The organism is Aquitalea sp. FJL05, assembly GCF_003852595.1.
In the GTDB taxonomy this organism is placed as follows: Bacteria; Pseudomonadota; Gammaproteobacteria; order Burkholderiales; family Chromobacteriaceae; genus Aquitalea; species Aquitalea aquatilis.
The window spans coordinates 345,269-357,697 of record NZ_QAJS01000009.1; the positions used below are offsets into that span (position 1 = coordinate 345,269).

At 57.8% G+C, this 12,429-nt stretch carries 16 protein-coding genes; 9 read left to right on the forward strand and 7 right to left on the reverse strand.

Features of this window, described 5'->3' with window-relative positions:
- Positions 1-31: 31 nt before the first annotated feature.
- The 3 genes from DBR44_RS09680 to DBR44_RS09690 all read right to left on the reverse strand — a co-directional run bounded on the left by DBR44_RS09680 (position 32) and on the right by DBR44_RS09690 (position 1,509).
- A complete protein-coding gene (locus tag DBR44_RS09680; RefSeq protein WP_124643857.1) occupies positions 32-862 on the reverse strand; it encodes a DNA cytosine methyltransferase in 831 nt (276 codons plus the stop codon).
- A complete protein-coding gene (locus tag DBR44_RS09685; protein WP_124643858.1) occupies positions 834-1,025 on the reverse strand; it encodes a Com family DNA-binding transcriptional regulator in 192 nt (63 codons plus the stop codon). Before DBR44_RS09685 ends, DBR44_RS09680 begins: the two co-directional genes overlap by 29 nt.
- A gap of 145 nt (positions 1,026-1,170) precedes the next feature.
- A complete protein-coding gene (locus DBR44_RS09690; protein ID WP_199731007.1) occupies positions 1,171-1,509 on the reverse strand; it encodes a hypothetical protein in 339 nt (112 codons plus the stop codon).
- On the opposite strand from DBR44_RS09690, the gene DBR44_RS19935 reads away from it, so the two are divergent.
- From DBR44_RS19935 to DBR44_RS09710, 5 genes are all read left to right on the forward strand, one after another.
- On the forward strand, positions 1,508-1,633 hold the full coding sequence (locus DBR44_RS19935) for a hypothetical protein (RefSeq protein ID WP_255424582.1): 126 nt from the start codon (positions 1,508-1,510) through the stop codon (positions 1,631-1,633). The two genes, DBR44_RS09690 and DBR44_RS19935, sit on opposite strands and share 2 nt — an antisense overlap.
- Positions 1,634-1,739: 106 nt before the next feature.
- Positions 1,740-2,156 (forward strand): hypothetical protein, encoded by a 417-nt coding sequence (locus DBR44_RS09695; protein ID WP_233578452.1) that lies wholly within the window; start codon positions 1,740-1,742, stop codon positions 2,154-2,156.
- A gap of 70 nt (positions 2,157-2,226) precedes the next feature.
- Entirely contained in the window at positions 2,227-2,664 is a 438-nt protein-coding gene (locus tag DBR44_RS09700; RefSeq protein ID WP_124643861.1) for a DUF411 domain-containing protein, read from the forward strand.
- 94 nt (positions 2,665-2,758) lie between these two features.
- The gene (locus DBR44_RS09705) at positions 2,759-3,223 is read left to right on the forward strand and encodes a hypothetical protein (RefSeq protein ID WP_124643862.1); all 465 of its coding nucleotides are present in this window, start codon (positions 2,759-2,761) and stop codon (positions 3,221-3,223) included.
- 15 nt (positions 3,224-3,238) lie between these two features.
- The gene (locus tag DBR44_RS09710) at positions 3,239-4,723 is read left to right on the forward strand and encodes a multicopper oxidase family protein (RefSeq protein ID WP_124643863.1); all 1,485 of its coding nucleotides are present in this window, start codon (positions 3,239-3,241) and stop codon (positions 4,721-4,723) included.
- A 236-nt stretch (positions 4,724-4,959) separates the two neighbouring features.
- Here DBR44_RS09710 and DBR44_RS09715 read toward each other — a convergent pair whose 3' ends face one another.
- Positions 4,960-5,964 carry a GlxA family transcriptional regulator gene (locus DBR44_RS09715; protein ID WP_124643864.1) on the reverse strand — a complete coding sequence of 335 codons (1,005 nt, stop codon included), beginning with the start codon at positions 5,962-5,964 and terminating at the stop codon, positions 4,960-4,962.
- A gap of 114 nt (positions 5,965-6,078) precedes the next feature.
- On the opposite strand from DBR44_RS09715, the gene DBR44_RS09720 reads away from it, so the two are divergent.
- The 3 genes from DBR44_RS09720 to DBR44_RS09730 are packed head-to-tail and all read left to right on the forward strand — an operon-like array spanning position 6,079 to position 7,881.
- The gene (locus DBR44_RS09720) at positions 6,079-6,900 is read left to right on the forward strand and encodes an alpha/beta fold hydrolase (RefSeq protein ID WP_124643865.1); all 822 of its coding nucleotides are present in this window, start codon (positions 6,079-6,081) and stop codon (positions 6,898-6,900) included.
- A 25-nt stretch (positions 6,901-6,925) separates the two neighbouring features.
- Positions 6,926-7,543, forward strand: a complete 618-nt coding sequence (locus DBR44_RS09725) for an FMN-dependent NADH-azoreductase (protein ID WP_124643866.1) — start codon at positions 6,926-6,928, stop codon at positions 7,541-7,543.
- A gap of 26 nt (positions 7,544-7,569) precedes the next feature.
- Entirely contained in the window at positions 7,570-7,881 is a 312-nt protein-coding gene (locus tag DBR44_RS09730) for a YciI family protein (RefSeq protein WP_124643867.1), read from the forward strand.
- Between the two features lie 248 nt (positions 7,882-8,129).
- On the opposite strand, the gene DBR44_RS09735 is transcribed toward DBR44_RS09730, so the two are convergent.
- Entirely contained in the window at positions 8,130-9,005 is an 876-nt protein-coding gene (locus DBR44_RS09735; protein WP_199731008.1) for a LysR family transcriptional regulator, read from the reverse strand.
- Positions 9,006-9,159: 154 nt separating this feature from the next.
- Here DBR44_RS09735 and ampC point away from each other — a divergent pair, with 154 nt between their 5' ends.
- Complete coding sequence (gene ampC, locus DBR44_RS09740) at positions 9,160-10,338, forward strand: class C beta-lactamase (protein WP_124643869.1); 1,179 nt, start codon at positions 9,160-9,162, stop codon at positions 10,336-10,338.
- A 413-nt stretch (positions 10,339-10,751) separates the two neighbouring features.
- On the opposite strand, the gene DBR44_RS09745 is transcribed toward ampC, so the two are convergent.
- A complete protein-coding gene (locus DBR44_RS09745; RefSeq protein ID WP_124643870.1) occupies positions 10,752-12,002 on the reverse strand; it encodes an NADH:flavin oxidoreductase/NADH oxidase family protein in 1,251 nt (416 codons plus the stop codon).
- Positions 12,003-12,008: 6 nt separating this feature from the next.
- Positions 12,009-12,407 carry a helicase gene (locus DBR44_RS09750; RefSeq protein WP_124643871.1) on the reverse strand — a complete coding sequence of 133 codons (399 nt, stop codon included), beginning with the start codon at positions 12,405-12,407 and terminating at the stop codon, positions 12,009-12,011.
- Between the last annotated feature and the right edge of the window lie 22 nt (positions 12,408-12,429).

Sequence of the window (12,429 nt, forward strand, 5' to 3'; positions counted from 1 at the left end):
CCACCCCCTTCATCCTGATTACCCCCCAGCCCTACACATAAGTCCCCCTCAGCTTCCGGGCGATCCATTCCACGACTTGCGGCACAACGGCGTTGCCGGCAGCTTGAGCCTCTGCAAAGTTGGTCGCATCCAGTCCGAGGCAAAGCCCATGATGCTCAGACGCTCGGGCCCGTTCAGCCATCGAATCCCATCCGTCGGCTTGAGCGACGAGGCCTGCGCCATTGATAGGGATCTGGCTGGCAGCTTGTCCGGCAAGTAAAGTAGGGAAAGGCTTGAGTTCGGATTGTTGCGCTGGCGGCGTGCCAGGAACTGTTGCCACTGGGCTGGCGTCAGCCAGCAGCTTGATGGGGGGCTGTTCGTGAAGACCGGCAATAATGAATACGCGACGGCGTTTTGTGGGGACTCCGAAACATGAAGCATCCAGCACCCGCCAGCATCCCAGATACCCGCATTCGGCAAGCGTGGAAATGACTGCCTGGAAATCCTGGCCATCTCGGCAAGAGAGCAGCCCCGTGACGTTTTCAAGGACCAGCCAGCGAGGTTGTAACTCACGGGCGAGGCGGCAGACTTCAAAGAACAGGCCAGAGCGCTGGCCGGCCAGGCCTTGCCGGGCTCCCATGGTGGACAGGTCCTGGCAGGGAAAGCCGCCGACCAGGATGTCAACGGCGCTGAGGTTGTGGGCTCCGACGGTGCGCACGTCGTCGAACTGGCGGGCGTGGGGGAAACGGTCGGCGAGGACGGCGCGGCAGACGGGGTTGATTTCGACTTGCCAGGCGGTGGTGAAACCGGCGTTTTCAAAGCCGATGTCGAAGCCGCCGATGCCGGCGAACAGGCTACCGATGGTGGGTTGTGGGCCATGCATGTGCATCCTTTGCAGTGGCGTGCGATGACGCGCTGGCAGGAGGCTCGGCGGCCTTCAGGTGATTGTGTGCCCGGCAGCGCGGGCATTTGATGCTGAGGACCAGTACGTGGCCCTCGGCGAGTTTGCGGCCGCAATGGCCGCAGCGGATTTCGGGTAGTGACATCGGCAAGGTGGTCCAGGACCGTTTAACCGTTAGACTGTCCGGGCTTTCTGCGCAGAAAGTGGCAGCCTTGGGGTGACTTGCAGGGTCGTTCTGCGGGTCAGCTGGCCGGCCTGATGTTGACGCATCATGGCCGGTCGCTGTCTCTCTATTCTTGATCGGGCTGGATATACGCCTTGCCTGCAATGCCCCATGCACCGTCAATGGCGTGAGTCATGTTGACCCAGATGTACTCCTTCGGGTGTTTGCGATCAGATGTTTCGTGAATAATTTCAGTTGCCTGGGCAATATACGAGGTTTGAACATCGCGGTCTGTAAATGCGAATGGCGGCACTTTGCATTCGACAATAGCGATCTTTGCAGGCTTCAGCCCCGAGTAACTGCTGCCTTTTGCGACAACTTGAATATGTCCAATCACGTTTGGTGTCATGGCCTTGTTGCCGGAGAGACCGTGTAACTTCCGAAGAACTTCTGACAGGCGCGACATGGTGTCGGTTTGTCTGCATCGCCTCGTGGACCGTGCCGGCATCAAGATGATGGGCGAAGGCGAGTGGAAGGCGGAGCTGACGCGCCTTACCATTCAGTTCGAGGAACGCATGCCACAGACGTAACCCAAAACCCGTTTACACAAAAATGCGGACCTGCCCGTGAAGTGAGGTGGCGACATGCTGGTAGTGCGACTGATCCAGATCAACAATGCGATAGCAAAGAATTATTTTGCATTCACCTTTGCCGCTTAACAGTGCTATCTTGCCGAATATGAAAGCCTTATACCGTTTCCTGCTCATGCTTCTGCTCGCGCTTCCGGCACTCAATGTGCTGGCAGCAAGTGCAGATATGGCCATGGCAGGCGAGGCAATCATATCGGCAGACTGCATGGCCCATGAAACCCATGCGGCCTGCCATGAGGAAACCGCAGGCAAGATGCCGACACATGCCGCCCATGCAAAAGCTGCGCATGGCATGTTGTGTAGCGGTGCAGGCTGCGTGCAACTCTGTGCACCGTCCTTGTTCCAGCAAGCAGCTTGGTCTGCTGCCCCGCTAGCCCAGGTTGGTATTTTTGTCCCTACCCAGCCCGCCAAACTGGCTGGTATCACCCTTTCTCCGCCGCATCGCCCCCCTTTACTCGCCTGACCGTATTTTCTGACTTGCCGGCCTGTTGCCGGTTATCTGAATCATTGTCATTGCCAGAAGGAGGGCCATCATGGCCACCATCCGTACCCGCGTTCTTGCCGTCTTGATCGGCGCGTTCAGCACCTCCGTTTTTGCCGCCACTCCAGTCACGCTGTACAAGAGCCCGACTTGCAGCTGCTGCGAGGCCTATATCAGCTATCTCAAGCACAACGGCTTTGATGTCACCGCCATCAATCGCGACGACATGCAGCCGATCAAGCAGCAGATGGGTGTCACGCCGGGTCTGGGCAGCTGCCATACCGCCAAGATTGGCCGCTACACCATTGAAGGCCATGTACCAGTGGCCGCCATCAAAAAGCTGATCGCCAGCAAGGCCGACGTAGTGGGCCTGTCTGCCCCCGGCATGCCATTGAACAGCCCCGGTATGGGTGAAGAAAAGCCAGGTACGCTGGCCATCTACACCATGACTAAAGACCAACGTACCGGCGTGCTGTTCGGCCGCTTCTAAGTCATTACCCGATGGGGTGGCGCAGCCACCCTCGTGCCCCTCTCCTGCCATCGTGGCAGGACAATCCTTTGTCACGTCTATACGGAGTCGAATCATGAAAACCCAATGGAAAACCGTTATCGCCCTGGCTATTGCCGCCACCACCTTTACCGCACAGGCAAATGAAGCCCATCACCAGGATGCTTCCGCTGCGGTCGTCACCAAGAAAGCGGCCAAGCCCACTGTCAAACAAATGGCAGCAAGCAAGGAGATGGAGGCCCAGATGGAAAAAATGAATGCGGTACACGCAAAAATGGCTGCTGCCAAAACGCCGGAAGAACGGCAAGCCGCCATGCAAGAAGGAATGGCAGTGATGAAGGACAGCATGGGCATGATGAAGCAAATGCACATGGCGCACTGTCAGGGTGGCATGTCCAATATGGGCATGATGAAAGGGATGAAGCAGGGTGATGGCATGCCGATGAAATCCATGATGCAGGGTGATATGCGCATGATGGACATGATGATGCAGATGATGGACCAGCAGTCGTCAATGATGAAAATGCCGACGGCGCAATAACAGACGAGGCTTATCATGCACAGACGTTCATTCTTGAGCGGCATGTTGCTGGCAAGCCTGGGGGGCTTCAGCCTGAAGTCCCTCGCTGCCTCCATGTCACATGCCATGCCGGTTGATGGCAGCCCCATGCCCTTGCTGGATCCGGCATTACTGGCTTCAGCTGCGGATCTGGGCAGCATGCCCTTACTCGCCAATGAAAGCAGCCAGCCCGGCTTGTTCAAGGCTACGCTGACGGCAAAAGCGATAGGCGTCCCGCTGCTGAAAGACGGGCCTACCGAATTCTGGACTTATAACGGCAGCCTGCCCGGGCCACTGATTGATGTCATGGAAGGCGATACGGTTGAAATCACGTTGCACAACCAACTGAGCCAACCGACCTCAATTCACTGGCATGGACTGCCGGTGCCACCGAGTCAGGATGGCAACCCACAGCAGGCCGTCGCTCCCGGCCAGCACATTACGTATCGTTTTACCTTGCCGGAAGGCAGCGCCGGGACTTACTGGTATCACCCTCATCCACATGAGTTCACGGCAGAACAGGCCTTTCGTGGCCTTGCCGGTGGCTTTATCGTTCGGGCGAAACAAGACCCGCTTGCCGGAGTGCCGGAGCGCTTGCTGATTCTGTCTGATCTGAAGTTGGATCACATGGGGCAGATTGCGCCGAATAACAGCGATGACTGGATGAACGGGCGCGAAGGGCAGTTTGTCCTGACCAATGCGCAGAATAAGCCGACCGTCCATTTCGATGCGGGGGGACGTGAGCGCTGGCGGATCTGGAATGCCAATAGCGCGCGCTATCTGCGCCTGCAGTTGCCTGGCTCGCTGCTGATCCTGATTGGAACAGATGGTGGCTTGCTGGAACGGCCCGTCACCGGTTTGACCGAGCATGTGTTGGCACCGGGCCAGCGTATCGAATTGATCGTTGATGCGGGCAAACGGCGTGATCAGGGCAAGCTGATTGCCGCAGTGTATGCGCGTGGAAAAATGGGAGAGGTTGCCCCTGACACGCCGCTGGACATTCTGACTGTCGATTTTTCACGGGTTACGACTGGCCAAGTTGCACCCTTGCCGGCCAGGCTGGCCACCATCAAGGATCTGGGACGCCCGGTTGCCCAAAAGCGGGTTGTCTTCTCCGAAAAAATGACCATGACCAATGGCCAGCATGGCATGCAGTTCCTGGTGAATGGCAAGGAGTACGACATGCATCGCATTGACTTGAGCAGCCGAGTCGATGAGGTGGAGCTATGGGAGATCGTCAACCAGTCCGACATGGATCATCCCTTCCATCTGCATGGCACACAGTTCCAGGTGCAATCGCGGGAAATGGACGGTGTGGTCAAGGCCGAGCCCTATCTGGCCTGGCACGACACCATCAACCTGAAGTCGGGTGAAACTGTGCGTATCAAAACGGTACAGCACTGGCCAGGCATCCGGATGTTCCATTGCCACATTCTCGAACATGAGGCTGCTGGGATGATGGGGCAATTGGAGGTGGTGTAAGCACATGAGGGGAGGGGGCTGATTACTGTTCCCCTTAGTGGCTGCTCGGTTGAAAAACACGTGAAGTACAACTTTCCAAGCGTTAGCTTCCGATGACTGGCTAGGCCATTTTCTTGATTTTCAGCCACCCCAACTGCCTAGCCAGCCCGGTTTTCTGTGCTATTTCACCGTATTTCGCCTCCTGCAGGCGCAACTTGCCCGCAGAGCAGGAGAGCCGGACTGCTGAAGCTAACTATTTAGCTGTTGCGGCTTTGCATCCGGCGGCGGTAATCCACCGGAGTCAGACCCATGGCCTGTATGAAGGCCCGTCGGAAAGCCGTTTCATCGCCATAACCACACTGGCTGGCCACCTGCTTGATGCCGATGCCCGGCGTACCCAGTAACACGCAGGCCGTCTCGATGCGGACGCGGGTGATAAAGGCCTTGGGTGACTCACCGGTCAGTTGCTTCAGGCGGCGGTGCAAGGTGCGTTCACTCAGGTGCAATGCCTGGGCCAAGGCCTCCGCCGTTATCCCGGGCTGGGCATGGCGGATGATTTGTTCTGCCTGCAAAAGCAGGGGGTTGGCCGTGTTGACGAAGCCACGCGGGGCATACAGCAACTGGGGTAAGGGCAGGCTGTCGGCCACTGCAATGTCTGCGGCCAGTCGGGCCAGTTCCGGGCCGGCTAGGTGCCGGATGACATGCAGCGCAAGATCCACCCAGGAGAGCGGCCCTCCCGTGGTAATGATGCCGTCTTGCTCCTCCATGGCACTACCCCACACATGGCAGGCAGCGGGAAAGCGCTGCTTGAATACATGGTGTAACCACCAGGTGGTGGTACAACGACGCCGGTCGAGCAAACCGGCCTCTCCCAGCACAAAGGTGCCGGCACAGGCACCGCCAATCAGCACGCCAGCCTGATGGCGGGATGACAGCCAGCGGGCAGCCTGTGCTTGTGCGCCGGTATGTGGGGGCTGGCCGTCCGGCCCCAGCGCCATGCCGGCAATCAGGATGGCATCGTAGGCGGTTTCTGTATCAAACGCAGCATCTACCGGAATCCACCGTCCTTGCGGGTCGCGCAGCGGCAGGCCATCGGCACTGACAATACGGCTATGGAACAACGGGCCGGGACTGCCAGCCCGTGCGGTCACCACCCCGGGTGGCGGATTGCGGCTGGCCTGATTGCAGATCCAGAACATGTCCGCCAGGCCGCTGATGGCGGATAACAAACTGCCTTCCAGTGCCACGATGGCGATCTGCATGATCTTCCCCTTGTTTGTTTGGCGAATTTTGCATGAACAATGTCCAATTCGCCATCTTATTTGCCTTCATCCACCCGGCTACACTGCATGACATTGATTTGCCGGATGCAAGAAATGTCACAAGCCAATGATTCAAAAGAATTTTCAAGCAAGAATGCCAGCGCACGGCTCCCCCGTGACTGGAAGCAGAAACTGCTTGCCCTTGCCGGTGTGGTATTGACGCTGGCCAGCACGCCAAGCCAGGCTGCGCCCACCATCCGCAATATCGTGCTGGTGCATGGCGCATTCGCCGATGGCTCCAGCTGGTCGCCAGTCATCAGCAGGCTGCAGCGCCTGGGTTATCACGTCAGCGCCGTACAAAACCCGCTGACTTCCTTGGCTGACGATGTGGCTGCCACTGAAAAAGTATTGCAGCGCCAGACGGGAGATGTGCTGCTGGTTGGCCACTCCTGGGCCGGAGCGGTTATCACCCAGGCGGGGAATGATCCCAAGGTGAAAGGCCTGGTCTACCTGTCGGCCCTGGTGCCGGACAGTAATGAATCAGTCAGTGAGCTGCTGACGCGCTTGCACGCTCCCATGGAAGGTCTTGCTGCCGATGAGCATGGCATGCTCTGGCTGGATCAGCCGGCCCAGTTCCGTCAGGTGATGGCTGCAGATGTGCCTCTCAAACAGGTGCGGCTGTTGGCCGCCGTGCAGCAGCCCATTGCCAGCGCCAGCTTTGGCAGCAAGATCGGGCATGCCGCCTGGCGCGACAAGCCCCGCTGGTATGTGCACACCACACGTGACCAGGCCTTGCCGCCCGAGGTACAGCTGCGCATGGCCAGGCAAATCGGTGCCACCGTGTGGTCGGTGCCATCCAGTCATCTCTCCATGATTTCCCGCCCGGCGGCCATCGCCAGCCTGCTGGATCAGGCAGCCAGAGCCGCCAGTCGCTAACACCTCACCCAGCAAAGAGATACCCATGAATATTTTGCAAATTGATGCCAGCATTCTTGGCGCACAGTCCATCACCCGTGACTTGGCTGCTGCCGTGGTGCAGCAGCTGCAAGCCACGCACCCTGACGCCCGGCTTGTTTACCGCGACGTGGTGCAGCAGGAAATCCGCCATCTGACCGCTGCCATCGCAGCCGGATTCCGGCCCAGCGGCGTGAGCGCGTTTGACGCGGCCACGCTGCAGGAACATCAATTATCGGAGTTACTGCTGCAGGAGTTCATGGCCAGCGATGTCATCGTCGTGGCTGCCCCCATGTACAATTTTTCCGTCCCCTCCCAGCTCAAGGCATGGCTGGATCGCCTGGCCCAGGCCGGGCGTAGCTTCCAGTACACCGAGCGCGGCCCCGTTGGTCTGGCCGGTGGCAAGCGCGTGATTGTCGTCTCGGCCCGTGGTGGTTTCTATGCCGAAGGCCCGCTGGCGCACATGGACTTCCAGGAGGGCTATCTGCGCGCACTCTTCGGCTTTCTGGGTATCGACGATGTGCAGTTCGTCCGTGCAGAAGGCGCATCGAAAGCCGCTGAAATCCGTGCGGCAGGCATTGCCAAAGCCAAAAGCGCCATTAACCGTAGCCTCGGCGGACTGTAAGTCACCTTCATTACCGGAGAAAAAGCATGCTATTTGCCATTACCCTCAACTATTTGCGCCCGGAGCAGGAAGTCCAGACACAACTGGAAGGCCACAAGGCATGGTTGGCCGACAATATCCGCCAAGGCCGCATCCTGTTTGCCGGCCCGCTGGTCAGCGGCACGGGCGGATTTATCCTGGCACACGGCGAGCAGAAGGCTGACATGCAGCAGATGATTGCAGCCGACCCTTTTGATAGCCACCAACTGGCCAGCTTCAGCATCCAGGCCATTGCGCCGGCCATCCGTGCCGAGCAGTTCCCTCAGATATGGGCAAACGCAGCCAAGTCAGTGGCTTGACGCAGATGGGTGGGCTGCATTGCAGCTTGGTGACGGACGCTGTGAGCGTCTGACTCGACCTTGAGGGCCAGATGCTTTATGGCTGCATCACGGGTGGATGCAGCCATATTCCATTTTGCAGCCGCAAGACCGTTTCGGCCGATCATCTGGCGGTTCGTCAGCCTGTTCGGCGGCGGTTCGGCCTTGGCGAACGCGCCATCGAGTAGTGAAAACGGCGGCTATACACATCATTGCGGACACGGCCCCGGCTAGCCAGATGCGCAGGCGGCCTCATGCAAAAGCCAGTCGTGGAACATCTGCATGGCCGGGGACCGGCTGCGTGATTTCAACCAAGTAAGCCAGTAGCTGCCGGTGCGTACTTCCAATTCAAAAGGTCGCGCCAGAACACCCGACTGCAGCTCACGCTGGAACATCCGTGCTGGAGCCAGCGCGATACCTGCCCCTTGCATCGCCGCTTCTACCATCAAGCGCGAGGAGTCGAAGATCGGGCCACTGATGGTCCATGGTTCCAGTCGTGCTACTTCGAACCATTGCATCCATTCTTCGGTGCGGTAGGAGCGCAGTAAGGTTTCCCTGGTCAAATCGGCCGGCACGGCAAGCCGCCTGGCGATCTCCGGCGAGCAGAGCACCGAGAGCGGAGCATCAAACAACAAAGCATTCTCGGTGCTTGGCCAGCCTCCTTCGCCGAAGCGAATCGCAAAATCCAGCCCCTCGGCGGCATGGTCGACCAGATTGTTATGGGTAAGCAGCCGCAGATCCACAAAGGGATGAGCATCGCGAAATAGTTTGAGCCGAGGCAGCAGCCAGCCAACGGCGAAGGTGCCGACCACGCCTATGGTCAGCACCTCGCTCATATGGCCACCTTCACATTGCTTGAGTACCGCTTCGATACGGTTGAACGCATCGCTCAGCACCGGCAGGATCGCCCTGGCTTCGTCCGTCAGTCCCAAGCCGCGCGGTAGGCGTTTGAATAGCGGGGTACCGAGCCAGTCTTCCAGCATTCGCACCTGCTGGCTGACCGCCGCTTGGGTAACCTTCAATTCCAGCCCGGCTCGGGTGAAGTTCAGGTGCCGGGCCGAGGCCTCGAACGCCCGGAGAGCGTTTAACGGTAAGTGTGGGCGCATTGGGCTTATGTATAAGAATTTCTATTGTCTAATACAAATTTTCGTCGCTTGTGGTTGATACGGCAAGAAATGAAAATACTTGGCGCAATCAATACATAAACAAGGCTAATGAGTCGAGGTAGCCTCCCACGAGCAAGACGAAAGGAAGAAAGTCATGAAATCCAACACCATGCGTTTCGCCGCAGTGGTCTGTGCGGTGTTCTGTGCGACCGCCACTGTCAGTCAGGCGTCCGATATGCCGCAAGATAAAATCAAAAGTTTAGTGGACAAAGCGATCCACACCTTGATGGTCAAAGATGGCATTCCTGGCATGGCCGTTGGGGTCACTGTCGCGGGGACGACCTACGTATACAACTATGGCGTGGCCTCTCTGGAAACGCGCCAGCCGGTCACGCGCGACACTTTGTTCGAGATTGGCTCGGTGAGCAAGACTTTCACTGCCACGCTGGCCTCTTATGCGCAAGTGAGGGGCTACCTCTCTCTGCAGGACAAAACTAGCAAGTATTTGCCGTCGCTAAGCGGGAGTCCCTTCGGTGAAGTAAGCCTGCTCAATTTGGGGACGCACACACCTGGCGGCTTGCCATTACAAGTGCCGGCGAACATTCATAACGACGAGCAATTGCTACATTACTTCAAGGCGTGGCAGCCGGCCTATACCCCTGGCACCTACCGTACCTATGCCAACCCCGGCATCGGTACGCTGGGTTGGATCACGGCAAAAAGCATGAAGCAGGATTTTACTGCGCTGATCGAGCAGAAGCTGTTTCCGGCACTGGGGATGAACAACAGTTATATCGATGTTCCGGCCGCCAAATTAGCCGATTATGCGCAGGGCTATAGCAAGACCGGTGTGCCGATCCGGATGAAAGGTGGGGTGTTGTCGGCCGAAGCTTACGGTGTCAAGAGTACGGCCGCGGATTTGCTGCGCTTTATCGACGCCAATATGCATGCGATCTCACTCGACGAAAAGCTACAGCGCGCGATAGACGAGACGCATACGGCTTATTTCCGGGCCGGGCCAATGATTCAGGACCTGATCTGGGAGCAGTATCCGTATCCCGTCGCTTTACCGACGCTGCTAGAAGGAAACGGGTCGAGCATGGTAGAAGCAATACCGGCGACCGAGATCAAGCCGCATCAGCCACCGCGTGCTGATGTCTGGATTAACAAGACGGGGTCGACTAACGGTTTTGGCGCGTATGTCGCGTTTGTACCCGAGAAGCGCGTGGGTATTGTGATGCTGGCCAACAAGAACACCCCGCTGGGTGAGCGGGTGAGTGTGGCGTACCAAATCATGTCGCAACTTGCCACCGAGGGTAGCGCACGCCCCTGAGAGAGCAAGGTGGCTGCACCAGAGGTCTCCGCTACTTGGCAGTCCATTTGCATCACACATGGCTGCCAATGCCGAGCAGGCCGATAAACAGTATCTTGCTGGCCCACATGGTAAGCAGTAGCGTTTGCGGTCAACGTGTACCTGGCAGATGCGATTGGCCTTGCCAAGGTCTCCACCGAGCAGCTTTTGCAACAGTAGCGCCTCAATCGTCTGGAATGTCGTCTGCCGCGGTCGTTGGCCCAAGTTCGCGTGACTGTGCGCTTAGAACTTGTTCATAGGCCAAACGGCCGCCTGTCTGGCTGACTCTTCGGCGGTTGATCGGCCAAGGCTGCCATTTGTAGGCGGGATAAAAAATGGCTGCGCCAGTATTGATGCAGCCAAAAGTAGCTACACGCGGGAACGATTCATCCTGATCAAGCAGCTGCCCGTAATCGCCGTGTTCGATAAGTCCCCCAACTACTGTGGAGCAGCGATTTCAAGAATGCGAACAGGCCGCTTTCATCTGGGCATGGCTTGTGCCCCCTTGCAATGCGCTTGAGCTGACGGGTGTACCACAGTACTTCCATGACTCCCAGGCGGTCGATGCTCTTGATGCCGGTACGGATGGGGCGCACCTGTTGCAGGCTGTCACGTCCTTGTAGCAGGGCGGCAGGCGCATCCGGATCAATGGCCAGCAATCGCGCAAGACCGACGATGTCCAGCGCATTGGAACGCAAGGCTGCATTCATGCCTGCGGCTGTACGGAAGCCACCCGTTACCATCAAGGGAACCGTCACGGCGGCCCGCACTTTTTCGGCAAATTCCAGGAAATAAGCTTCGCGTGTTGATGTGGAAGCCATCTTGGCTGATTCTACTGAGCCACTCATGGCCGGTGCCTCGTAGGTGCCACCTGAGATCTCAATCAGGTCAATGCCTGCATCGGCGAGTGCCCGAATTGTCTCGATCGATTCTTCTTCGCTAAAGCCTCCACGTTGGAAGTCTGCCGAGTTGAGTTTGATTCCCACGGGGAAGTCTGGCCCTACTTGCCGGCGAATCTCCGCGTAAACCTCAAGCACGAAACGTCGGCGCTTTTCGGGGCTGCCACCCCATTCATCATTGCGGCGGTTGTGATGCGGAGAAAGAAACTGGCTAAGCAAGTAGCCATGCGCGCCATGAATTTCCACACCACTGAAGCCTGCTTTCTTGCAGATCGCGGCACTGCGCCCGAAACGGGCAATGATGTCTTGTATTTCGGCAGGAGTCGCTTCGCGTGGCGTGTCGAAGAATGCGGCCATGTCTTCCCGGAATGGGACTGCCGATGGCGACAGGTTATAGGCATTCAACCCTTTCGGAGATTGTTTGCCCGGATGGTTGAGCTGGACCCAGATGTCAGCCCCTTGGGCCGTCGCTGCCTTGGCCCACTCACGTAAAACAGGCAGGTCTGCCTCGTCCTCAATCACCACATTGCCGGGTTCTCCCAGTGCCCGACGGTCGATCATGACATTACCCGTCACAATCAGGCCCAATCCCGAAGCAGCCCAACGCTGGTACAACTTCACCAAGTCCGCGGTTGGACGATTGTCATAGGTCCCCAGCGCTTCGCTCATGGCTGCTTTGGCAAGGCGGTTGCGCAGCATGCTGCCATTAGGCAGCTTCAAAGGCTGGTTCAGCAGGTTTTTATCCATAAATCCTCAAAATGCGGTGCGATCATAGGGAGAAATTTCCTTGGGTGCTTGCAGGAAAGCTGTCAGGCCCTGAAACCACATGACCTCCTGGAAATCTCCGCTGATGATCAAGTCTTTACTACCAAGACCACGCAGGAAGGCAGCCTGGCTATCTTTTGCCGCCAGGATGGCAAAGCCTTTGGCTGCATCCCTGAAGTTCAAGGTAAATTGCGGATTCGATGCCAGCTCTGCAGAGGAATGAATCGTGCCATTGCGGATGACGTAGTGACGACCAACCCCAGACGCGGTGCGGATCTGAAACGCGAGGCTCTTGCCTTCAACGTAACGCGCGCAATCGGGGTTGTGTTTGATCTGTCGTTTCAGTAGCTGGGTGAACGCCCACAGCAGGAGCTTGAATTTGAGCATGGCAGAACCTTAGGTACTGGAT

Bases quoted from the DNA above. Each gene is read 5' to 3' on its own strand.
- DBR44_RS09680 (WP_124643857.1), bottom strand. From the start codon at position 862: ATGCATGGCCCACAACCCACCATCGGTAGCCTGTTCGCCGGCATCGGC.
- DBR44_RS09685 (WP_124643858.1), bottom strand. From the start codon at position 1,025: ATGTCACTACCCGAAATCCGCTGCGGCCATTGCGGCCGCAAACTCGCC.
- DBR44_RS19935 (WP_255424582.1), top strand. From the start codon at position 1,508: ATGGTGTCGGTTTGTCTGCATCGCCTCGTGGACCGTGCCGGCATCAAG.
- DBR44_RS09690 (WP_199731007.1), bottom strand. From the start codon at position 1,509: ATGTCGCGCCTGTCAGAAGTTCTTCGGAAGTTACACGGTCTCTCCGGC.
- DBR44_RS09700 (WP_124643861.1), top strand. From the start codon at position 2,227: ATGGCCACCATCCGTACCCGCGTTCTTGCCGTCTTGATCGGCGCGTTC.
- DBR44_RS09705 (WP_124643862.1), top strand. From the start codon at position 2,759: ATGAAAACCCAATGGAAAACCGTTATCGCCCTGGCTATTGCCGCCACC.
- DBR44_RS09710 (WP_124643863.1), top strand. From the start codon at position 3,239: ATGCACAGACGTTCATTCTTGAGCGGCATGTTGCTGGCAAGCCTGGGG.
- DBR44_RS09715 (WP_124643864.1), bottom strand. From the start codon at position 5,964: ATGCAGATCGCCATCGTGGCACTGGAAGGCAGTTTGTTATCCGCCATC.
- DBR44_RS09720 (WP_124643865.1), top strand. From the start codon at position 6,079: ATGTCACAAGCCAATGATTCAAAAGAATTTTCAAGCAAGAATGCCAGC.
- DBR44_RS09725 (WP_124643866.1), top strand. From the start codon at position 6,926: ATGAATATTTTGCAAATTGATGCCAGCATTCTTGGCGCACAGTCCATC.
- DBR44_RS09730 (WP_124643867.1), top strand. From the start codon at position 7,570: ATGCTATTTGCCATTACCCTCAACTATTTGCGCCCGGAGCAGGAAGTC.
- DBR44_RS09735 (WP_199731008.1), bottom strand. From the start codon at position 9,005: ATGCGCCCACACTTACCGTTAAACGCTCTCCGGGCGTTCGAGGCCTCG.
- ampC (WP_124643869.1), top strand. From the start codon at position 9,160: ATGAAATCCAACACCATGCGTTTCGCCGCAGTGGTCTGTGCGGTGTTC.
- DBR44_RS09745 (WP_124643870.1), bottom strand. From the start codon at position 12,002: ATGGATAAAAACCTGCTGAACCAGCCTTTGAAGCTGCCTAATGGCAGC.
- DBR44_RS09750 (WP_124643871.1), bottom strand. From the start codon at position 12,407: ATGCTCAAATTCAAGCTCCTGCTGTGGGCGTTCACCCAGCTACTGAAA.